Source organism: Pseudomonas sp. KH_027 (assembly GCF_057838565.1).
The window spans coordinates 11446-32761 of the sequence record NZ_JBYQOM010000002.1; the positions used below are offsets into that span (position 1 = coordinate 11446).

The window sequence follows — 21316 nt, forward strand, 5'->3', positions numbered from 1 at the left end:
GGAAATCACCCTGGCCCACCATGTCTTCAACACCTTTGTGGGTCCTGAATTCATAGAATAAGTGCAACGTTTGAAACGATAGGCAGAGAGTCAGCCACCGGTAGAATCCAGGCTCTCACACCGAAGGATTCAAGCGCAGATGACTACGCATTACCGGCAGCTAACTCAGGGCCAACGTTACCAGATTGAGGCCGGTCTGAGCGCCGGAAAAAGCCAGGCAAGCATCGCGAAACAGGTTGGCGTACATCCCTCGACGATAAGTCGTGAGGTTCGCCGCAACAGCTCCCAGAAGACCTACAAAGCGGTTGCTGCGACCCATGAAAGTGATGCCCGTCGAGCGCAGGCGCGCAAGCACTGCAAGCCATTAACGTGGTTCAGCCATTATCTGCCGCTCTGGCTAAAACACGGTATGAGCCCGGAGCAGATTGCTCAGCGCCTGAAGCAAGAGCAGCCGGAGCGCGCGGTCAGTCACGAGTGGATTTATCGGTTTATCGCCACCGACAAACACGCAGGTGGCGAGTTATACAAGTATTTGCGGCACCGCAGGAAGCTGTACCGAAAACGCTACGGAAGCCACGACCGGCGCGGACAGTTGCGTAATCGCGTATCGATAACCGAGCGCCCTGCTGAGGTCGAAGCCCGCGAGCGTCTAGGTGATTGGGAGGGTGACACGGTGCATGGCGTAGGCGGCAATCTGGTCACGCTGGTTGATCGTAAAAGCGGCTACCTGAGCGCCTATCCGGTCAAGCGCAGGACGCGCCGGCAGGTAACGCGGGCGATCAATCTGTTGCTCAAGGGGCATGCTGTTCACACGCTGACGCTGGATAACGGGAAGGAGTTTGCCGGGCATGAACGCATTGCGCATCGGAGCCAGTGCCAAGTCTTTTTTGCAGAACCCTATTCATCCTGGCAGCGAGGCACTAATGAAAATACCAACGGCCTGCTCCGGCAGTATTTTCCCAAGGGCGGCGACTTCAGCAAGCTGACCGTCGAGGCGGTCAGTCGCGTGGTAACGAAGATCAATTTACGCCCGCGAAAACGCCTGGGCTGGAAGACGCCGTACGAAGTTTATGCAGGGGTGAGCGTTGCACTTATGTGTTGAATTCAGGGGTGATGAAGGCGTGCGGGACGCAAGTGGTGCAGTTTCGTGCTGCCTGGGCCACGGCTGTAACGCATACCTGCGGTCGAGCTATGGCTTTAGGAGCAGAGGCTACTCGTTGCGTTGAGGGCGAGCGCTGCGGAGCTTGTGTCGGCTTTGCGGCCTGGCGTGTAGAGGTTTTGGACGATGGGGTTTCGCTCTTATTCAGCTTGGCCACGTCTACTTTAGCCTTCTCAAGATCAGTCTTGAGCTTGCTCACCTCAGTTTCCAGTTCGCTAATCCGACCGTCCTTCTCTGCAATTTTTGCAGTGAGGCCTGCCACGTCAGCGTTCGCGCCCTGATCTTTCAGTTCGCCAGTCCCACTATCCGCATTTTGAATTTGCGTGCCACTCAACTCGGTGGAGTTGCTATCTACCTCGTCGAAAGGGCTGTCACCTGAGCCGCCGATCATTGCTAAATCAAGTTGCTCATCCGATTTTGCCTCCGCTGCTTTGGCTGGCTCCTTGGCCGGCTCGGCAGAAACTTGCAGCGGTGCTGCTTGCTCTTGAGGCTTAACCTTCCCAGTAAAGGGATCGAGGATTTCATTGTTTTCGTCCTCGATGCTTGTCAGTTGCTCGTTCAGGTCCGCAGTCAGCAGGTCGGTCGCAAGCGGATCATTTGCAGCATCCTTGGCGCCATCTTCGCTATCGAATCCCTGTGTCTCAAGCTCGCTGGATTCTGTGACAGTTTCGATGGGGGTTTCGGCGGTATTCGTAATGCCTAGGTCAAAGGCTGGACCATCAACATCAGGTGTTTTTTCCGCGCTTTGCGCGGGTTCAGTCTCTGCCACCTCAGTGGGGAGGGGGGACGGTTCTTGGCTTTGGGTCCAGTAGATTCCACCCATCACCAGCGCTGCGATAACCAGTAGCTTTTGCTTTTTATCGAGCCCTTTTGGTTTTGGCTTTTGCTGCTGTGCTTCACCTTCGATGATGAAGGCATCGTCAATCGGTTCGTCATGGCCTGGAACGATCCGTTCCTTGTCGCTGATCGCCTCGTCAGCCACCAACACATCATCCAAGGCGTCGTCGATTGCATCGTCCTGGTGCCCATCATTGCTTGGCTGGCTTCGGCCTTCCGCTTTGTCCTTGGCCTCTTGGTTCATCCTGGATACGCCCTCACGAAGTCGCTTTCCGAGGTTTCCAAGCATGCTCGATTTGTCACTCATCGTTTGCTCCTAGAGCCGGCAGAAAAGTCGGCGCTTCTTCAATCCAGCGTCCAGGTGCGATCTGAACGCATTCTTCGTGTGTGGGGACCATCATTCCGTTGACTACTCGTCCTGGGACTTCTACACCGCACTGAATGATTGGTGGCTCCCAGGTGAATCTGTCGCGGGCTCTCATCTTCCCTTTCATATCAATGAGAACGTCCTGTACCCCTTTTTCGTATGCTTGGCGCTCAAGCACAGACTGTGGAGCAACTATTTTTTCCTTCTCTGCCGCCTTGGCGTCATCGACGATGCTTTCTCTCGGCTCATACTTAGACGAACAGCCCGCGAGGGCGATTGCAGCAGAAAAGGCAAGGACGACTTTAAGCAGCGTCTTGGACATGGAATCTGGCTCCGTATGGGTATTCGTTTGCGAGTTCGACGATGGCGCGTTGGCGGGCGATCCTTTCGTCTACGCCTTGTGCCTGGATGATTTCTTGAGTTTTCTTTTCGCGTAGCACGTAGTCCTCTGGTGCAGAAGATGCAATCCAGAGTGATACAGAGCTAGCAAAGAGACGGAACACGCCCGAGTAATAAATCCCCTGCTCTGTACGCATCCTGTAAAACACTTCTGAGTAGAGCGGGGGCAATGACGCTAGCGAACGCCACAGTTCGATTTCCTCGTCAGAAAAACTAAGTTCGCTCTTTGCTAGTTTGTAGTCTGATTCCGAGCAAGCCAGGAAGAAGTAATGGCTGGTGTTCTCCAGAATGCCTTCTTGTTGCTCACCAGTACCCTTCGCTTCTGCGTTAAGAATGCGAACGAAGTCTTTGACAGTTTGACTGATGAGCAAGCAGCCAGCTTTGTACTTACGCATTTCACGATAGAAACCAGCTAGTGCCGCAGCCGCTGTGGGCGACGAAAGCGTTGCCCAGGCTTCGTCCACCGCGATTAGTTTCTTTCTGTCCTTATCGAGTTTGAACTTGCAGTACATGTCGATCTGGCGGAACAAGGCCAGAGTAACAATGGGGAGTGCATCAGACTTCGCCATCCGCTGAGTTTCGAGGACGGTGAAGTCGTTGTCCCAGTCAACTTGCAGTTTGCCGTCAAAGATAGCTGCGTATGGTCCAGTGCCATAGAACAGAGTCAGGCGCTCAACCAAGTCTTGACCTGAAAGGTCAGTAAAGTTCGTTTGGGCGAGCTTAGGCATGAAGTTGCTCATGATTGGCTCGTCGTGTGGATTAGTTTCAACCCACTCGCTGAAAAACTCTGACAGAGCCGTGTAAAGCAAAGGTCGGGACTTGGTATGCACAGCTGCATTCGAGTCACCGTTGCCTGTTGTCATTGCCATCACAAGGAGGTCAGCAATAAACATGGTGTCTTCGGCGCTTGGGACCTCGTTTTTGCCGTCTTCGTCTTTGCTCAGGTAGAACGGATTGATGCAGATTGGGTAGATCGTCCGGCCTGTTGCTCGCTCTACGAACGGCTCAGTTGCAAGCCGGATATAGTTGCCGCCCAGGACAATACAGAGCGATTCATAGCTGTCGCCTTTGTCGATGATCCAAACCTTTGGACGGTATTTGACCCTTGTGCCCATCAGAATGTTGTTGAAAGCGAACGATTTCCCGCTGCCGGTGGTGCCAACGATCAGGGAGTGTGCGGTTACAACAAGCCGGCCAAATAGATCAAGGTAAATCGGCTGGCCTAGCCGGTTGTTCATGATCAAGCCAGGGTCGGGGACACCCTGGTATTCCATGAAGATAGGGCACATATGCGAGAGACTTTCAGTCAGGTGCGGCGTATCGCGGCGGAGTAGGGACCGACTTTTCTCGACATAATTAAGTGGGAACGAGCTGCGCACCGTGGCATCGCCACGCAGCTTTTCTGCGGAACCGATTCGCCAAAGCAGGGATTCCAGTTGCTCCGTTTGGGCTTCAAGTTTTTCGCTGTCAAATCCCATCAGGCATACGTGGATGGAAGCATCAAAGAACTGTTCGCGGCCAACAACGTTTTCGCTGGAAACCTTCCCTTTCACTGCATCGAGGTCGTCTTCTTGTTGTTGCAGCGTAAGCTTGTCGCCGAGACGCATCCCTTTTTTGGAAGCAATTAGCTTCCCTCGCGCAGCAAGGCGAGTCATTACTTTCGTTTTTGTTGGGACGTACCAATTGAGTGTGATTAGGGACTCGCACTCAACGCCGCGCATTGCGCGTTGCAGCATGCCGGGGGCAGACTTGGCGGGCTTTCCGATCACTGATGTGGCTCGAATGTAATATTCATGACCGCCATCGTGAATTGTGTAGCCCTTACTGCTCGTCCTGACGTGTGAGAACGCTGTTGCAGAGTTGATTGCCTGATGGCTTGGCGTAATGTCAGGAGTTTTCAGGCACTCATATACGGGCATATCAGGGCGATATACCGGAGGTTCCATGTTGTAGTAACGCACTGGGTTCAATAACTGATACTGCCAGTTCACGAAACCTTGGCCGTTCAGTTCCTCTGGGCTGAAACCCTGTGCAGCTAGTGTCTGGGCTATCCCATTGCAGAGAATGCCAAACTGGTCGCAGTGCTTGGAATATGCCTCGAACGCGAGGGTATCAGCGTCTGCCAACCCTACTGATGCGAGCGCCGCCTTCCAGGTTTGGTCAATAAACTTGCCAAACATGTACTGTGGTTCCCACATGAAGATCAGGTAGTAGCTCGAAACGAATGGGTAGCGTCCTTCATTGATTTCGCGCTGGATTGCATTCGATACGTTGGCTCGAACGTCATCACTTTCTTCGTTGTCGAGCGCAGACATAGCGTCTTGACGCATCTTGTTCAGTGCGCCGGAGCTGAGTTTTGCGAAGAAGCCGTTCGGGGCAATTGCCGCGTTGTACTGGCGTTTGATGATCGAGTCGGCCAGGGCCGTCTCGAACTCGCCAAGGTCCGCGTCCAAGTTGTTGGCGTAAGTAGACATGAGGCCGCGAATATCGCGATGAGTATGCCGAATAAACTGGCCCGAACTGCCGTATGGGTACTTGTTAAGTGCTTCACCAAACGCACCGCATACGCCATGCAGCTCATCGTTGTTAAGCATGGCTCCATCAGCGCCTTGGATGCGCCAAATCTTCGCAAATCGCCCATCCACGGTGTGGAAATAACATCCGTGTTCCTCGAACAGATAGGCGTCACTCAGTAACTCGATTGGCATTCCGCCCTGGTAGTTGCGTCGTGCGAGCGCCTGTAGGTCCGAGTCGAACAGATGGAGTTGATCCCGCTGTGTGGTTTCGGTCATTGCGTGAGTCCTTTGGGCAGCCCGATCAGAGCCCGGCTCTCTTGGTAGACGGTAAACTGAGCGTCAGTGACGCGTGTCAGGTACTCGGCTATATCCGTAAGTGAGTTCGGTTGGGAGTTCATCTTGACGATTTGCTGCTGGTTGATCTGAGGGTGCAGCACCGCGTCGTAGCCGCTAGCTGCTGCTGCGACCTTTGCGAGTTGGCCCAATGTGAGGTCGTGCGCCTTGAACACTTGCGCCATAGGAACTGGGTCGAGCGGCACCTGCTTCATCTGATCAAGAGTGTTCTCTCGGCGCTCAAAAAACTTCCGATACAGAACAACATCGGGTTGCAGGCTGGTCAGGCTCTGGCTGCTACCAAGAATCTGCTTTGTGTGATGCTCTCGGATTGCATCCATCTGCTGCTGAGGAATGCTCTGAGGAACGCCTTGTGCTAATGCGATGCTGGTGTTGGCCAGTATCGCAAGCGCGATGATCATTCGGCCCATTGCGCTTCCTCGACCACAATGTAGTTCCAGCTACCCCCGTGCTTCACGCCGGACTTTTTATCGGCGTATGGCACGATCCACACTGGAGCAACCACATCTGGTTGGCGGATAGGGTAGTAGGGCTCAGAACTGCCAAGCTCAGGTCTAGCGCGAAGCCCCTGTCGGAGAAGGCTGACCGTTTCGCGCTGCGCTGTTGCATGCACAGCATCGTAAACATCATCCATGGACGCCTGATTCTGGAAGGTTGGCTCCGAGGCGCAGCCTGCGAGCATGGTCAGACCAGCGAGGGCGACGGCAATATGCGGCTTATTCATTCCAGGCGGCTCCTTACAGCAAAACGTCGTTGCTTCCGGCGTCCAGGTCGAACGCTTCGGCAGGTTTGTAGATATAAATGGGTTGGTCGGTGACGAAGCGCAGTCGAATCCCTGGCTCCACAACAACGGTGTCGATTGCTGAATTCGCTTCCTGCTCAAATCGTTCAGCAATCTTGTTGAAGATCGCGGCGATACCCTGCTGGGTTGCTGCTTTAGTGGCGTCGCCAGTAAGTTGCTGTACTGAGCTGGCGCCGTCAGGAGTCAGGCTGTTCTGTGTGGTGTATTCGCTCTGAGAAAGAGCAGAAGCGAATGCGGCTCCAGCTGCTGCCGCCGACTCCAACGCCAGAGTTCTTCCCGAGGCCTTATCCAAGCGGCCATACACATCTTGTTCGTTGTCGCGGGTGTCAACGATGTAGCCGGTGCTTGCAGCCATTTGCGAGTCGCCACCTTCATCCCAATAGGACATTTGCTCAACGCGAACTGTGGCGCGACCTGCGCTGTTGCTCGATGTGCGGCGACCCGCACATAGACCCATTAGGTGAATGTTCCCAACGTCCACGCTTGATCCATTAGGGCCACGGAAAATACCGCGCACAGGAAGCACAACAGGCCTTGCTGGAATCTCGGTCTGGCCTTTGGCGTTTGGTGAGTTGGCGCCTATAGGGCATGCCACGCCATGCAACGTTGTGACCTCGACAAACGAGAACGCCGGGATCGTGATTCGTTCTAATTTTGGGCCGGTTGTCACTTGCCCAGCCGCTTCCTCGGTATTCTTCTGCTGGTCCGCGTAGGCCTCGGCAGCGCTTGCGAACTGCTTCTGTGGCTCTTGAGTTACAGCTTGGCCCTGCACAGCGGTCGGATTAGAGAAGTTCGGGTTCTGAGGGGCAGGGGTGCTCATCGAGGCGAACAGGTCACTCTCGCTCGCACTCAGGGAGTCGCCACCGCTCTTGTTCGTGACAGTTGTGCCGGCGTTTGTGGGCTTTAGGATGAAGTAATTAGGCCCGTATGGACCTACGCCTTGAACGGCCTGCTCTACCTGTGGTTTTGGGGCCTCCATGTCGAAGTTGAGGCCGTCAAAATTCAGCCCACCCTCCATGCCAAGGTCAGGTAGCTTGTCCGGGAGCGTAGGCGGGGTCTTGCTGTCCTTCTGATTGGCCTCTTTATAAACGTCCTCAATGCCGTTAGCCCGCAGAGACAGGACTTCACTGGCCAAGGACGAAACCATTGATTTGACTTCGTTGTTCGAGTCCTTCATTTCCTCGCGCAGCGCGGCAAGTTTTTCAGCAGCTTCTCGCTCTTGAATGGTCAGCTTCTGATCAAAGGATTCGAACTGCTTGGCAAACACCGTCAGAGAAGCGTCCTTGTCCTTGACGCTGATGTCGTTGATCGTGTCTGTGCCAACCTCGATGGGTTTGGCTGCCACATCGACAGACTCGACCGTTTTCGAGCCGCTACCCAGGAATGCGACAGCTAGGCAAACGGCAATGACACCCGCAACGATGAGAGTCTTTTTCTCCATCATCGGGTTTTGTTTGTTGTCCGCGTCGCTCACTTCTGCTTCTCCGAAACGATGAACAGGAGTCCGCGATGGCTTTCTGCATAAACCTCTGTGAGGAAGTCAGGTGAAGGCCCGAGGATGCGGGATGAGGGGAGCATCGATACTTGACGGGCGATCCCAAGGGTTTCGCGCACGGCGGGGTTGCTGTAGTCGATCTGGTCAATGGCGACCTTGGTTGCAGTGCGCCCGTTATTGATCACTTCATAGGTAGTTCCGATGTATTTCGGGCCGATGAATTGGCTGTGCAGAACGAACTCCAGCGAGCCTTGGCGGAATACAGTCCGGTCTGCTTTTGACATTCCAGAGAAGTCGGCCTGCCGGTAGCCAGAAGGGAGCTTGCCGTCGAACATATAGTTCATAAGGCCCTTCTTGTGCCCGTAACTGTTAGCTGCGGCCTGACTCCGGTCTGCAAGTGGCTGATCCTGAATCGTGACTTGGCTATCAGCGCAGCCGGGGCGGGTTATCAGTCGCACGATGTACGATTTTTTACTGGGGCCGTCGATGGTCACAAGGCCTGTGTACATCGGGTCTTCCGACATGAACGCGATCTTGTTGTTGATCGGGGTTCTGTAGAAATTCATGCCCTCAGTGACTTCAACGTAAATGCCTTCCAGGTAGGGCTCCGGGAAAGTCACTTCTGCGCGTTGGGTGTCATTGCTGATGAACACGTCAACCGGCTTGTTGTCATAAACAATGGTGCGAGGCGAGCGGTTGCACTCGTCGTTGGCAAGTACAGGCATGCTGATAGCTGCTGCAACCAGGGCAGCTAGAATTGGGGTTTTCAAACTCAAATCTCCTGCGCGATGTAGTCGTCTACGACCAATGCCCATTCGAAGTGGGCGGAAGGTTTGACGGGCTTGAGCAGCAGCTTCACGTCATATTGGCGTTGATTGAACACGCGATTCATCGTTGCTCGGATACGTGTGCCCTTGAACGACACGATGTACCCCGTGCCCGGCTTGTACTCGATCTTGTAGGAAGTCTCCGGGGCGAAAACCTGGGTGATTTCCTGTTCGATGGACTGCCGGGCAAGAGTTTTAAGAGCCGGCTCCTGCTTCACTCGTAGCTTCGGCGACATGATGCGCAGAGCTTCGGTGGCATTGCTTTCAGCAGAATCTGGCGTGAAGTTGTAGTAGTTCTGGATGTACCAGCTCACGAAGCCTTCAACGTGCCGGCGCGGTATCACCTTCTCGCTTACGAAAACTCCTTCGGCGTTAGGGTATCCGTACATCACTCGGTCGCCACTGAGCTGCGCATTAGCGCGTTGAAGCTCGACGACCTGGAAGACCATGAAGCCGATGATTGCAGCCGCAGCCGCGATGATGAACAGCAGGGCGACCATGATCCGGCTCTGCCTGAGTTCCGAAGCGCCCAGAATGTTGAACAGCTTTATGGGTGGCCCATATTTAGTTGGTTTTGACATTGCTAGCGCTCGTACAGATTGCAATAGCTAGGCAGCGGTAGAAGGCCGCTGGTGAGCCAAATGTTGTTGATCTTCTTGACTGTCCAGTGGAGCAATCCCCGCAGTGGTGGAATCTGCTGAACAACTGGGTTGTTCAGCAGTTCACCCACCGCGAGAGCAAAAGCTACCGACAGGAATCCTGACGGCTGATCAACGGTCACTTGCTTGAAAAGCCACAAGCAGAAGAACCCCACCATCAAGCAGATGATTGGGTTCACATCCACTGTATTCAGGACGGCAACGGGGAAGGCCAGAATGAGGAAATCTTCTGGGTCGAGCCCGGCGATGCGCAGCGGGGATGTTGCGTACACGTAGGTGTCGCTTTCTGTTGTGACTCTCAGGTGCATACCAACCTCAGCCCATCAACGACTGGAATCCATCGACGACCATTTCACCGAACAGGAAGATCGCACCCAGGACGAAAGGCAGCTGCCAGCCACGGGAGCTGAATGCCAGTACGCAGACGGCTAGCCAGATCATGGAAACCCAGAAGCCCGGCTTCGCCAGGAACTTCCACCATGCTCGGAAAGAGCCGTCCAGGTTGGTGCCGACCTTTGCGTCAGGCTTGACGGTGCCGTCGAAGGCGGCGAATGCAAAATCAGGGATGAGAAAGAGCACCGCGACAACCAGCAACGTGACCAGCAGCAGTCCGAGTTGCTTATGTTCGCGGGTGCCCCAACGGGGAAGTACGTTCGAGAAGTCCACGATTAGTCTCCAGATTTGATGGGGGTGAAAAAGATTCCGTCTGGCGCCAGCGTCTGGTGAGCCATTCTTTTCTTTTCAGGGACAAGCAACACCGCGAGGGTGTCTTCCAGTGGCCGTAAGTGCTCTTGCATCTGCTGAGCATTGAGGCCGGGAAGCGGGTAGGCGCCATCTGCTTTGGCCAGTTCTTTTCTGGCTACGGCAAGGGCTTGGGAGGCGCGTGCTAGATGCTCTATCGATTTCTGATAGGCGGGGTCGCGCTGGTCGAGCAGGTACGCATCAGCAGCCAAGGCGGTATTGGCTGCCAGCGAAGAAAGCAGGGCGGTCAGGCACAGGTAGAGCAAGCGCATAGAAAAATCTCCTTTACACTTTCACAGTGCAAAGGTGATGGCCCCTTTTCGGGGCCTAAATGCGCGAGGGTGTGATCTTTTTTTTAAGCAGGGCTATTCGCGTGCGCGGCGAGCAGTCTCGACTATCCAAACCCTTGCCTTGTGGAACAGGGTTAGGCCTAGCCGAGCGATAAAGCCCACTGCCTGAACAAACAACAGTGCCCCTGCCAGCTGGATGAAGTTCAGAACCAGCTTGAACACGCCGGCACAGAAAGCCTTTGTCAGGCTGCGTGATGGCGGGAACGATAGAAGTATCAGGATCACTGTTAGGGCTGTAACTAGGTATGCAATCGGGCCGTGCCGAGCCGCTTGATACTGAACCGTATCCATAAGCCATGAGGCAACGGGTGCCAAGTCGTAATTCCATTCCCGAAGTTTGTCGGTCCAAGTAGCCATCGCATCCTCTTTTTTCCGCGCATGCGCGGGAAAATTATGGTTTTCATGTCAGGCGCCGGGCAGGCGCCTGTATCAATTTCCCCCGGTATCGTGGGGCAAGTGTTATCCGAGCAGGCGCGAGAACATGTCTTTGTTCTTGCGAGTGAACTCATCCCACGCATAGATTCCGGGGCGGCCACGCGGGCGCCGACGAACAAGCTGCATTTCGCCGAAAGGAACGTTCGGGAAGCTATTCCTCACCATCGGCATGCGGACCCGGTATGTGCCAGATTTGCCGACGATGATCCCATCACCTTGGTCCAGGGTTCCGAAGTCCTCCGGCTGGATCAATTCCTCGCGCTGAGACTTGGTAGTGACAGACGCGCTCTCGCCATCAGACTGGTTGGCTACCAGCCCGGCCTCGTTGGATGCGTGGCTTGCTCCGACGCTTTGCCCCTCTGCGGTCGATTCCATCTTCGTGATGACAGAGCCGGCTAGCTTCACTGCAAACTCTCGGGTCTTTGTGTCTCGAATGTCGCAGTAGAGGTGGTGCCAGCAGTTACCCAGGACCATTTCTACGAATGCCGGCGATATGTTCTCCAGGAAGCCCACCCCTTGGAATGCGATGATGATCGGTACGTTGGCTGAGCGGGCCAACTGAAAGAGCTGAACCTGAGACTCGTCCATGAAGCTTGGGTATTCGTCGAAGATGGCGGGGCACATCGTGAGGGGCTTGGATTTCTCCAGCTGAATCTCACCGACCGCACGGGCCAAGTCTGAAATGAACAGCTTGCCAAATAGCTCCACACCGTCCTTGTCAGCGAGGCTCGACATGGAGAGCACTACGACCTCGTTGTTCAGGATGGCCTGCTTGAGGTCTACGTCTGGGGCGTAGGTGTTTACGATGCTGGAGTATTCAGAGTGGGCGAATGCCGACAGCTTGGAAACAAGACCCTGCGTGAGTGTTTTGTACGAGTTGTAGTTCCAGCCTTCGCCATCCTTCCACCAATTGCGCAGGTAGCTGAACAGCCAGTCCATGCCTTCCTTGTGCTGCTTGCTCTCGTCGGGTCTGATCCGCTTCGTGTAGGAGAGCAGCAGGTCGAAGTCCATCAGCAGGGCGATCATGTCTTTGATGTTGAAAGCCGGCGAGCCGGGCTGGAGCTTCAACGTCAACGTCGCCGCAGTGAGGGTGTAGCGAGCAATGTCAGTCCAGAATTCCTCGGATGAGTTGGCTTGGATTTTCATCAGGGTAGAGAGCGTCGCACGAACGCCACCGGAGAAGACCGGGTTGTAGGTGTGAGACTGCTCAGGGAATTCGAAGTTGATCAGCTTGAACTGATCGAGGCGGTTTGCCTCTTTCATCATCGAGTAGATTGAGCCCGAGAAGTCGGAGTCGCTTTTGGCCTCGACGAGAATTAGGCCAGCCCCTTTTCGAATTTGCTGCTGGATGATTGCCAGCAGTAGCTCCGTTTTGCCGGTGCCGGTCGCCGCCAGAAGCGCTACGTGGCGCGTCATCAGGTCGTCTGTGAGCATGAAGGGCATCATGTCCTTGTAGACCTCGTTCAAGGTCTTTCGAACATCGTTGGCTGTTACAACGCCCTTTTCGTTTCGGACTTCCTCGATGCTTGCCTTCCATTCGGAGTAGGGCATCACTTGCCCGAAGTAGGTGTTGCGGCGCAGGTCGCAGTCCGCCAACTCGCTTTCTTCGAGCAGAGAGTCCCACACGATTGGCTTGTCATTTTCAGCCAGTCGGTTGTCGATGCCCAGGCACATATGGGCAGCTGCGACGCCCATTGCGATTGCAATCGGCGCAGGCATAAAAGGTATGGCAGACCCTACAACAGCCGAGCTGAGCGCGAGCTTTCGTTGTCTGGTCAGCTTCTCCCTGATTTTTTCCTGTGCGTCTCTGCGAGCTGATCGGATTGTCATTTGTCAGATACCCAGTTCAGAAGTTTGGATCGGGTGCGGCTCGATTGCCGATCAGCAAATCCTTTAGCCAGATCACGGATTTCACCTACAACGATCAGTGATCTGGCAGAGGTGTTCATCAAGCTGCTTACCAGCTCTTGGTTGATGGTTTCGCACTGGTCTGCCAGGGCAATCAGCACCACCAGCTCATAGCGCCGCCCGCGCACGAACTTCGGCGTCATGACCAGGGCGTCAAATACGTCGATCCTGTCTTCTGTCGTTAATTTCGCCTCGGCGCCCGTCATGCTTTGAAGGGTCAGTGACGTGGGGAAAATCTCGGTGGGCCAGTAGACCGAGAATGCCGGACAGGACGTTGAGTTCAGCGGCTGGCGGACTACCACTGGAATACCGATGCGGTACTCCCGGCCTTGGAACTTGATTGGCAGGCCTTCATCTGCGAACTCGGCAATGATGGCGTCTTGGATGGCTTTGACCGTCTTGTTGCTGGTGCTGGGAGCCACAAGGCGTATGTCCGCAAGCGGATCGAGTGCAAGGGCGTTGGCCACTTCGTTGAGCAGTGCCGGAATTAAGTTCGGTAGTTCCTCTGCGGCACAATCAAGCCAGGATATTGGCTGCGTGGGGTCAAAGTCCTCAAGGTCAGGGCTTACAGTGCCCGCCCATATTTGCTCCTGAGCATCGTGTTTGGCAGTGCCTGGAATACCCCAGAAGCGGGAATGGAATGCTTTGAACTGCCGGCAATCGAGTAGGTCTGCGAACGGTTGGCCGACTGAAAGGCTCGGTAAGTCTCGCGGGCACCCGAGCAGGTAGAGGCGCCCGTCGAGTGGGGCGGCCTCAATCAGGTAATTCATTTCTTCCACGCCTAGTGCGTCGGCGCCGATCACAACAATGGCATCGGCCTCAATGGGGTTCGCCCCTCGTTGCAGGGGGATGCCGGTTTCATCATCCAGGCCGACAAGCTCTGCGTAGGTCATCTTGGGGATCGAGCACCCAAGCTGGGGCGAGGCTTCAATGAGCATTTCCAGCGTATAGGTGGTGATGATTGCATCGGCCCCATATGCCTCAAAGATCAGCGACAAGGCCTTGGCCACGAACACCTGATCCTCAAACGTCTGACATTGCACAATCGCAAAGCACTCTGAGAGCAGGGCCGAAAGGCCCGTAAGCAGCTGCTTGGTATTGGCCGGCTTGAGCTTCATGCTCTTGAGCATCTTGAGCCCCATCTGCTCGGATGGAACTAGGTCGAGGTCTAGGTCTTCCTCATTGAGCTGTGACCATTTGGCGATGTGACTGAACAGCTTTTGCTCTGCCTCATGCAGCTGCTTGAGTTGTACTCGCCGCTCATCAACCTGGATCAGGTTCAGCCGGCGAAGCTCCGCGACAGCTGGCGCCAGGAGTGGCCGTACTACATCAGGGTGGACACGAAGCAGCTTAACCACCAACTGCCCGAGCTGCTTGCCTTCGATGACCGAGTGACCGAGCCACGCCTCGCGCCGAAGGGCGGCGATCACTGCGCCGCGAATGGCCGACTCGGACTGGTTGGGGACGCCCAACTGGTTGGCCAGCGCCATGGCTTTGGGGAAGGGGAGGTCATCGAAAAACACGTACAGCGCATACGGGTCCGACTTGATCACCTGATTCAGATCGGCATCGTTACCGTAGAAGCGCTCCAGCTTGGAGAGCTTGTACAGAGGGATGCCTTTTACCTCGATCTTGGCCAGGGTCAGCCTGTCAGAGCGCAGCTCCTTCCACCGGGTGGTAAGCCGCTCAATATCCCGTTCTGGGATTCCAGCATCGCCGATCATGTCCGGCGAGCGTTCGAGCACATCAATGGTTCTCTCGCCGAAGTGCTCGACGAGCTTTACCGTTGCGGCACGGCTGGCGCCGGTCAGCTCGCTCAGGTATCCCGAAATAGCCTTCGGTGATCGAGGCGGGCTGGAGGTGAATTTGCTGACAATGAAATCGCCGCCTTCAATATCGGGTACGCGCCGGCCATAGAGGACAAATTCCTCGTACAGAACGGAATGGCCGAAGTCGCCTGTCGCCTCAAAGGTGGTGCCATCCTCTCTGCGAAAGCGAAAGATGCCCCATGGGCTGGTAGGGGATCGAAATACGACGCTTACCAGGGTTGCTTCCTGGCGATCACCGATATTTGCAGCAGCTGTCATACGTCCTCGTTCTTGAATCCCTTACCGCTTTTGATCCGCCTCTCGATGCCCTCACTTCTGCCGGTAGCCCTGTAGACGGCATTCCAGCAGCCGAAAATAGTCTCGTCGCCATCGACCGCATCTGCGTCCGACTGAACGATCATCGTTAGACGATCCAGGTCCACCAGAACATCCAGGCAGAAGTGCATAGAGCTATGGATGTGGGGCATGTCGTCCAGAGAGGGAAGCTCGATTGGGCTGCTGGGATAATTCGCCAGCACATCGTCGATAGGCATGAAGAAGTAGGGGCGCATTGCGCGGTGAATCTTTGCCCAGGCTTCAAGCATGTTTGCCTGCACCATCTTCACGGCGCCGGTCCTGTTGTTCATTGAGGTGCTGCGAACGGCACTGCTCATCCTCACCATGTAGGGGATGATTTGGTGGGGCGGTCGTCTCTTGTACAGGGCGTCACCAGGGACAAGAAACGACTGCGCTTGCCTTGAGTGAATAAGCGTCATCGGGAACTCCGTTGTTCTACTTGTTATTGCAGTGGCGAAGTCCCCAATTCTGGGGGTAATGGCATAAGTCAGCCATTAGCGATTCATCAAGATCGCAAGGGGAGAGGGTTGGTTGCGGTGTTGCGTGGAGGGAAAAACGAAAAAGCCCCGCAGATGCGGGGCTTTTTACTGACCGGGGCGCTTAGTTCACAGCGTCTTTCAATAACAATTGAGCAAATGTTTCAAAATCCAAGGCTCACTAAAACCCCTTAGAAAACATGCGCTTACTAATGATAATCCACGGCCTTTGGTCACATCGTTTCAGACCCCCTAGGGGAGCCCGCAGATTTCGGGAAAAATCGTACGCTAAGGAATTTGTGGACCTACGGGTTAAGCGGGGTCGTTGGCGGGAGGCAAGGGCGAAGTAAACGCCTGCTGCATCAGGTTGGCAAATGCCGCGCTGTCCTCGGCGCCCAGCACGCCAGCCGCCTCCAACTCTAACAGGCGCCCATGCAACACGCCTTGCCACCATATGCGCAAGTCCGACTGCGGCTCCTGCACCGCGCGGGCTAAGACCGCGCGTAGTTCGGCCAGCTTGTGCGCCTTCAACGTGGCAGGAGTTTCAGTTGGGCACATAGGGTCGGGTTCCTAATCGTTCGCGAGCGCGAAAGCTAGGTGTGCTCCGGTTGCCTCAAGTAGCTAGAGAATGGTTTCGGCCTTGATTTTGGTGGCCAACCCCAAGATCAGCTCGATTGCAGAGTGAGACTTTGCAATCTGTGTCGCAAGCCTATCGATCTCTTGATGTTGAGCGGGCGAAGGGGAGCACTTCTCTCGCCAATATCCGAGCTGTAGATCATAGACCGGCATCAACTGCTTCGTTTCCGCGAACACCCTCAGCACGTGTTCGATTGTCCGATCATCCATCGAACCGGGTTGATCGTGCGCCTGCTGGAGAGCGATGCACTGGTCTTCTAGCGTTTTGATCTGCCCGTCGATGACCTCCGCTATGACCTGGAGCGCGGCAAGCGGCTGGAGATTCGGTTGGCGTTGGTTGCTCATAGTGTCCCCTGTACGTTTCCTAGCTTCTGGCGACGCCCAATGTGTGGGTCACAGCTTAGCAACCCTCTCGACTAGGTAGCGAATGTCCAGGTCTTGGGTGCCATCGTGGAGATACCCTCGGTGAGGGAATCGGATGGGCTGAGCAGGAAAGGCGTCAATAATGACACGCCGTCATTCCAATACGATCACTTTTCTTTTTGCTTTCGGAATGAAACACCATCAAGATTTTGGATTTCAATGGACAGAGAAAAGCCCCGATTAACGGGGCTTTCCAGAAACTATCCACAGAAAATGAAACGATCTGCGTTTAATTTACCGCGTCTTTCAGGCCCTTACCCGCTTTGAAGCCGGGGACCTTCGCAGCAGCGATGCTGATCGGATTGCCGGTTTGCGGGTTGCGGCCAGTGCGGGCGGCGCGTTCTTTCACTTCGAAGGCGCCGAAACCCACCAGCGTAACGGAGTCACCTGCCTTGAGGGCGCCGGTAACGGAGTCGATGAAGGCATCCAGGGCGCGAGCGGCGGCAGCTTTCGGCAAGTCGGCCTGAGAGGCGATGGCGTCGATCAGTTCAGTCTTATTCATGGGGCTTCCTTATGGGGTGGTGCTTTGATTGAGGTGAGCCAATCGCTCACCAGTCAGAAATGGCCTTCTTCTCTCAGAAGACGACCGAGGTAACGGTACTCAGGATCATACCGGCGTAGAACGCAGTGCTCGCTGCGACGATAACGCCGTAGTTCTCTGGCCAGCGTGGGCGTGCTCCTTTGAGCAGGAACATCTGCGCCAGAGGCAACAGGATGAGCTTCACATAGGGCGCGAAAGGAAAGATCGGGCTCGATGCTGGCACCCAGACGCTAGCTGTGAAGGCCAGGAGGTAAAGCAGGGCAACATAGGCGATGAATCGCTTGTTGCTGATCTTGGTAGTCAGGTGATTCAGCATTGCTTGTTCTCCTACACGGTGCCAAGGGAACGAATTTCGTCCAGCTGGCCGATTACAGTGCTGATTATGAATCTATCAGCCTCACCCAGAGTGTGCATTTCAACCTGCGCTATTTCCTCAAGCGTTTGCCTGAGAAGTTGGCAAGCCCTCACACCCGGAAATGTTGAGCTATCGATTTGGGTCGGCACGGGAACTGAGCATCCGTTCTCGAACACCCACATAGCCCAGTGGCGGACTTCAACCCGCGCTTCGTCGCTGTACCGTGCTGCAAGGTTCGCCATGACGCGTGGAGCAATTGCGCCGAAGACAAACTTTACCGGCAGTGCCTCAACTCTAAACTCAACGGCCATATGGCCTCCTTCTGGATGCACAATGACCATAACGCCTCGATTCCCAAAATCCGCATTGGTGAATAAAAAAAGCGAGGATGAGGTAACTACAGTCGGTTGAGTGGATTTGAGCTTTGCGGTCGTTATTCTGGGTTGTCGATCACCCTTCCACCGGAAGGCCTTCTATCGAATCTGAGAGGTATCTATGAACGCGGAACAACTGCTGGCGCAGGGCGCTGCCGATTACATGAACGAAGCACAGATCGAATTCTTCCGTCAGATGCTCACCAGTAAGGCTGCGGCGCTGCGTGAGCGTATTGAAACCAATCAGGCGCTCTGCAAGATCGAGCGCCAGCCGGACGAAGCCGATTCCGCCAGCACCGAAGAAGATCGCGCCAAAGCGACTCGCCTGATCGAAATGGACCTCCAAACTCTCAAGCAGATCGACGCCGCCTTCCAGGCCATCGCTGACGGCGAATACGGCTACTGCGCCGATACTGGCGAACCGATCACCCTCCAGCGCCTCCTGGTTATCCCGGAATCACTGCTCTGCGTTGAAGCCATGCAGGCCCGCGAGTCGCGCAGCCGTCACCAGCGAGCGGCCTAAGACGTTTAGCCACCCATAAATGAAAAGGGCGCCCATCGGCGCCCTTTTTGTTGTTCGGCATTTGAAGTTCCTTGACTCCATCCATTGGCCCCGCAAGGAACTAGCACACCAGTGGGGAAAGAACGCAGTAGCGGTCCTGCCAGCCCAGATCAGCATTGATAAACCAGAACAAGATGCCGGTCGCGAGCAATCCGCCTCCGATCCAAGCGCCCAAACGATTCCCAGTTAGGTAGCCGTATCCAAAGGCGATGGGTGAAATGCCGGCGCACATCACGCCCGCAGCTCGGAAAAGGCTGAAATACTCCGTCAGGGCGACGATGCCAAACACGAAGCACAGCGCCGCTGTAATCCGTAGCATTCGATCCATTATGTGGGTGGTTGCAGAAGCCATAGAGGTTCCCTTTTAGCAGATTGGCTTGGGCATGAGGTCGGGTTGCTCGCAGCAGTTCCACACCATTATCGCCTCATGCCGGTACTTGTAGCCGTGAGTGATGGGTTTTACGGGGCAGCCCTTGAGCGAACAGCAGACATGCCAGGATTCATCACAGTCTTGCTCAAGGATTGCCGCTGATTTGCACCAGGGGCACCGACGAAGATCAGGGGGGTGAATTGCCACAGTGCAAATTCCTACCGGGGCTTTGCTAGCGGATGACCATCCAGTTATCGGGCATGGAGCAGAAAGCCGGGGACTCGGGTAGGGGGAGTGGCGAATTATGACGCAGCAGGTCCCAGTACACGCGCAGAGCCACACAGTTATCGTCGGCTATGGCCCCAGATGTACCAGCATTGAAGGTAGCCAGCTCCACCAGCAGATCAGCAACGGTGACGTGGCGATGGCTGACCAGGAACGGGAAGACTTTTGCCGCTGAGACGATCCATCCGTATGAGGTGTAGATGTGCCCCGCACTGACCAGCTGCTGAGGGAGATTGTTCAGCAAGAGTACCGGGCGGTTGTCGAGATTCCGAGACATGCTCATCTGCGCTAACACCGAAAAGAAAACCTCGTCACGGCACCAGTTAGGCGGCGCCGTGAATGCCATAGCGAAGCACTCCAGCCGGCCAAGCTCCGCGTCGTCCACCCAACCGATCCTGGCAGCGGGCACCACAGGGTCGATACCATCTTCGCCAATGAAATCTGGCGTGAAGGGCAGACGCAGGAAGTTGAACAGGTCGAAGACCATCTGAGGTGGCAGGTACTCACCGAGGCGAGTTGTGCCATCCACCATGCGGAGACTTTGACCGGCAGCTGTCTGGTACTGCTGCTCGACAATAGCCTCGGTCTTTGCTGACGGAGACTGATCGTCACGGTAGTAGCACAAGGCCTCGTCGTAGTAGTGATCCTTGATGCCATCGAACAAGCAATCACGGCACCCAACCGGGCAGTTGGCGAGGAAGTGGTCCGCTGCGTCCGGCAGGATACGGAAGTCACGAATGAGCGTGAGGCGGTCTTCTTTGAAACGCACCATGCGCCGATTCGAGTAGAGCCGGTCGGTGCTATCTGCGGCACCGGCTGGCGGTTCTGATTTGCTTAACCCGTCGAACAGATCGTCGAAGCTGGCAACGCCTGCCACTGCTGCTGCCGCATTTTTCGCAAGGTGGGCCTTCCTCGGGAAATACACCTGGAATGCCCTTACCCATCGCACTAGATCGCGCTGATTGGTCCAGCGCAATGAGGCGGCGTCGTTATGCCCGGCTTGAGGTGGGGCGACCTGTTCTGTCTGCATGCGTGTGTCCAGGAGCAGGGTGGAAGGGCCATCTACCATAACGACTACGCCTTCTCACTCGCATAGGCTGCGTGGGGCGGCGTACCGTGAACCCAGAGCGTGTGTCAGGCGTCATTCTTCACTTCTGGATGGAGCGCTTTACGCGCCGCGTCGATCAGCCCCGCGTCCAGCCATACCTGCACCATCCCTGAATCGGTGATTACTGGACTCTGTGCCGCAACGGCCTCGACGATTGCTCGAAGGGCCATTTCCAGCATGTCGGCCTTTTTCACTTCGCTACTGGGCATTCGTAAGCCTCCGGTTAGGCATTGGCGGACGATACTTTATTGCATCCCGCAACCTTGCCCCATCGAAGATAACGTCCGCTGCACGGTATTCGCGGTGCTCGACTGGTTATCGCGGGCAAAAAAAAACCCTCCGGGCGGGGAGGGCAAAAACCTTTAAGGGCACTTCCGTGTGCGATGAACAGATCACCACGGTATGCCACCACCTCGAATCGATCCACTCAATGCGATGCACTTTGTCATGCCGGGCTGCGTGGGTCGGTATTTCGGTCAGTGACAGATCACTGCTCGGCTGTTTGCGTCGGTGCGTCGGCTGGCTGAGCCTCATTCGTCGCGACCGGCGCAGAGTTCAGCGGGGTTACTTCCACTGCGCAGGTGACTTCTGCCGGGTTCGAAGTGTTTTGCTGGGTGCAGGGCATATCCGAAATACCTTTCACCTCGTATTGCACGGCATTGAACTTGTACTGCACATCGTAGATGCGCGGGCCATGCTGCGCGGCTTCACGCAGGCCTTCGATGAAGGTGAAGACACCAAGGCCGGCGACAACGAGGCTCAGGATGATCAAGCCCTTGCGTGCGGTGCTCGACAGGTGGGACATGTTCAGGGCGCCAAAGCTGGTGAGCAGCAGGCTCAAGGCCGCGAGCAGGAAACCAAGGGCCGCGTTGCCCTCACCGCCGATCCATACCTGGGCTGCGACACACAGGATGACTGCGGAGACGACGAAGTGTGAATTGCGCAGCACTTTGTCGCGTTTCGAATCATTGGCCGACTCTGCCGGCGAGTTGAGAAGGGTCATGGAGGGTAATCATCCTTTGTCGGGCCAGCCTGTCCGGCCCACAAAGGTGATTCTAACGAGCCGGATATGCAGCTCGCCTCCGAAGTCCTGGTAGTTAGGTTCATCTGGCATCTTGCGGCAGTCATGACCGAACGCCGCAAGACAATTCTGGAGAGCCCGAGACGCAGCA

General features: G+C 55.5%; 26 protein-coding genes. 2 read left to right on the forward strand and 24 right to left on the reverse strand.

Features of this window, described 5'->3' with window-relative positions:
• Positions 1-139: 139 nt before the first annotated feature.
• Entirely contained in the window at positions 140-1102 is a 963-nt protein-coding gene (locus AC3IYG_RS22585; protein ID WP_017846754.1) for an IS30-like element ISPsme1 family transposase, read from the forward strand.
• Here AC3IYG_RS22585 and AC3IYG_RS22590 read toward each other — a convergent pair.
• The 20 genes from AC3IYG_RS22590 to AC3IYG_RS22685 all read right to left on the reverse strand — a co-directional run bounded on the left by AC3IYG_RS22590 (position 1092) and on the right by AC3IYG_RS22685 (position 17756).
• Positions 1092-2303, reverse strand: coding sequence for a hypothetical protein (locus AC3IYG_RS22590; protein ID WP_489314124.1), 1212 nt, complete (start codon positions 2301-2303; stop codon positions 1092-1094). The genes AC3IYG_RS22585 and AC3IYG_RS22590 overlap by 11 nt on opposite strands.
• A complete protein-coding gene (locus tag AC3IYG_RS22595) occupies positions 2296-2685 on the reverse strand; it encodes a hypothetical protein (RefSeq protein WP_489314123.1) in 390 nt (129 codons plus the stop codon). The genes AC3IYG_RS22590 and AC3IYG_RS22595 overlap by 8 nt, the downstream gene beginning before the upstream one ends.
• Entirely contained in the window at positions 2666-5554 is a 2889-nt protein-coding gene (locus AC3IYG_RS22600) for a VirB4 family type IV secretion system protein (protein ID WP_489332269.1), read from the reverse strand. The genes AC3IYG_RS22595 and AC3IYG_RS22600 overlap by 20 nt, the downstream gene beginning before the upstream one ends.
• Entirely contained in the window at positions 5551-6042 is a 492-nt protein-coding gene (locus AC3IYG_RS22605; protein WP_489314120.1) for a hypothetical protein, read from the reverse strand. The genes AC3IYG_RS22600 and AC3IYG_RS22605 overlap by 4 nt, the downstream gene beginning before the upstream one ends.
• The gene (locus AC3IYG_RS22610; RefSeq protein ID WP_489314119.1) at positions 6030-6356 is read right to left on the reverse strand and encodes a TraV family lipoprotein; all 327 of its coding nucleotides are present in this window, start codon (positions 6354-6356) and stop codon (positions 6030-6032) included. The genes AC3IYG_RS22605 and AC3IYG_RS22610 overlap by 13 nt, the downstream gene beginning before the upstream one ends.
• Before the next feature lie 13 nt (positions 6357-6369).
• Positions 6370-7908, reverse strand: a complete 1539-nt coding sequence (locus AC3IYG_RS22615; protein ID WP_489314118.1) for a TraB/TrbI/VirB10 family type IV secretion system protein — start codon at positions 7906-7908, stop codon at positions 6370-6372.
• The gene (locus tag AC3IYG_RS22620) at positions 7905-8699 is read right to left on the reverse strand and encodes a hypothetical protein (RefSeq protein WP_489314117.1); all 795 of its coding nucleotides are present in this window, start codon (positions 8697-8699) and stop codon (positions 7905-7907) included. The genes AC3IYG_RS22615 and AC3IYG_RS22620 overlap by 4 nt, the downstream gene beginning before the upstream one ends.
• A gap of 2 nt (positions 8700-8701) precedes the next feature.
• Positions 8702-9337, reverse strand: coding sequence for a hypothetical protein (locus AC3IYG_RS22625; RefSeq protein ID WP_489314116.1), 636 nt, complete (start codon positions 9335-9337; stop codon positions 8702-8704).
• A 2-nt stretch (positions 9338-9339) separates the two neighbouring features.
• Positions 9340-9723, reverse strand: a complete 384-nt coding sequence (locus AC3IYG_RS22630) for a hypothetical protein (RefSeq protein ID WP_489314115.1) — start codon at positions 9721-9723, stop codon at positions 9340-9342.
• A gap of 7 nt (positions 9724-9730) precedes the next feature.
• Positions 9731-10081: a hypothetical protein gene (locus AC3IYG_RS22635; RefSeq protein ID WP_489314114.1), complete on the reverse strand. Its 351-nt coding sequence runs from the start codon at positions 10079-10081 to the stop codon at positions 9731-9733.
• Between the two features lie 2 nt (positions 10082-10083).
• Complete coding sequence (locus tag AC3IYG_RS22640; RefSeq protein ID WP_489314113.1) at positions 10084-10428, reverse strand: hypothetical protein; 345 nt, start codon at positions 10426-10428, stop codon at positions 10084-10086.
• A 93-nt stretch (positions 10429-10521) separates the two neighbouring features.
• Positions 10522-10863: a hypothetical protein gene (locus AC3IYG_RS22645; protein ID WP_489314112.1), complete on the reverse strand. Its 342-nt coding sequence runs from the start codon at positions 10861-10863 to the stop codon at positions 10522-10524.
• Positions 10864-10965: 102 nt separating this feature from the next.
• Complete coding sequence (locus AC3IYG_RS22650; RefSeq protein ID WP_489314111.1) at positions 10966-12660, reverse strand: type IV secretory system conjugative DNA transfer family protein; 1695 nt, start codon at positions 12658-12660, stop codon at positions 10966-10968.
• Between the two features lie 107 nt (positions 12661-12767).
• Positions 12768-14936 (reverse strand): helix-hairpin-helix domain-containing protein, encoded by a 2169-nt coding sequence (locus tag AC3IYG_RS22655; protein ID WP_489314110.1) that lies wholly within the window; start codon positions 14934-14936, stop codon positions 12768-12770.
• Positions 14933-15433 (reverse strand): hypothetical protein, encoded by a 501-nt coding sequence (locus AC3IYG_RS22660; RefSeq protein WP_489314109.1) that lies wholly within the window; start codon positions 15431-15433, stop codon positions 14933-14935. The genes AC3IYG_RS22655 and AC3IYG_RS22660 overlap by 4 nt, the downstream gene beginning before the upstream one ends.
• A 369-nt stretch (positions 15434-15802) precedes the next feature.
• Positions 15803-16048, reverse strand: a complete 246-nt coding sequence (locus AC3IYG_RS22665) for a hypothetical protein (protein ID WP_489314108.1) — start codon at positions 16046-16048, stop codon at positions 15803-15805.
• A 63-nt stretch (positions 16049-16111) separates the two neighbouring features.
• On the reverse strand, positions 16112-16471 hold the full coding sequence (locus AC3IYG_RS22670) for a hypothetical protein (RefSeq protein ID WP_489314107.1): 360 nt from the start codon (positions 16469-16471) through the stop codon (positions 16112-16114).
• 307 nt (positions 16472-16778) lie between these two features.
• Positions 16779-17051, reverse strand: coding sequence for an HU family DNA-binding protein (locus tag AC3IYG_RS22675; RefSeq protein ID WP_489314106.1), 273 nt, complete (start codon positions 17049-17051; stop codon positions 16779-16781).
• Positions 17052-17124: 73 nt separating this feature from the next.
• On the reverse strand, positions 17125-17406 hold the full coding sequence (locus AC3IYG_RS22680; RefSeq protein ID WP_489314105.1) for a hypothetical protein: 282 nt from the start codon (positions 17404-17406) through the stop codon (positions 17125-17127).
• An 11-nt stretch (positions 17407-17417) separates the two neighbouring features.
• On the reverse strand, positions 17418-17756 hold the full coding sequence (locus AC3IYG_RS22685; RefSeq protein ID WP_489314104.1) for a hypothetical protein: 339 nt from the start codon (positions 17754-17756) through the stop codon (positions 17418-17420).
• Positions 17757-17940: 184 nt separating this feature from the next.
• Between AC3IYG_RS22685 and AC3IYG_RS22690 the strand changes: the two genes are divergently transcribed.
• Positions 17941-18342: a TraR/DksA family transcriptional regulator gene (locus AC3IYG_RS22690; RefSeq protein ID WP_489314103.1), complete on the forward strand. Its 402-nt coding sequence runs from the start codon at positions 17941-17943 to the stop codon at positions 18340-18342.
• A 100-nt stretch (positions 18343-18442) separates the two neighbouring features.
• Here AC3IYG_RS22690 and AC3IYG_RS22695 read toward each other — a convergent pair whose 3' ends face one another.
• From AC3IYG_RS22695 to AC3IYG_RS22710, 4 genes are all read right to left on the reverse strand, one after another.
• Positions 18443-18733: a hypothetical protein gene (locus tag AC3IYG_RS22695; protein WP_489314102.1), complete on the reverse strand. Its 291-nt coding sequence runs from the start codon at positions 18731-18733 to the stop codon at positions 18443-18445.
• Positions 18734-18983: 250 nt separating this feature from the next.
• Positions 18984-20066 carry a hypothetical protein gene (locus tag AC3IYG_RS22700; RefSeq protein ID WP_489314101.1) on the reverse strand — a complete coding sequence of 361 codons (1083 nt, stop codon included), beginning with the start codon at positions 20064-20066 and terminating at the stop codon, positions 18984-18986.
• A gap of 104 nt (positions 20067-20170) precedes the next feature.
• Entirely contained in the window at positions 20171-20353 is a 183-nt protein-coding gene (locus AC3IYG_RS22705; protein ID WP_489314100.1) for a hypothetical protein, read from the reverse strand.
• 278 nt (positions 20354-20631) lie between these two features.
• On the reverse strand, positions 20632-21147 hold the full coding sequence (locus tag AC3IYG_RS22710; protein ID WP_489314099.1) for a hypothetical protein: 516 nt from the start codon (positions 21145-21147) through the stop codon (positions 20632-20634).
• Positions 21148-21316: the final 169 nt, after the last annotated feature.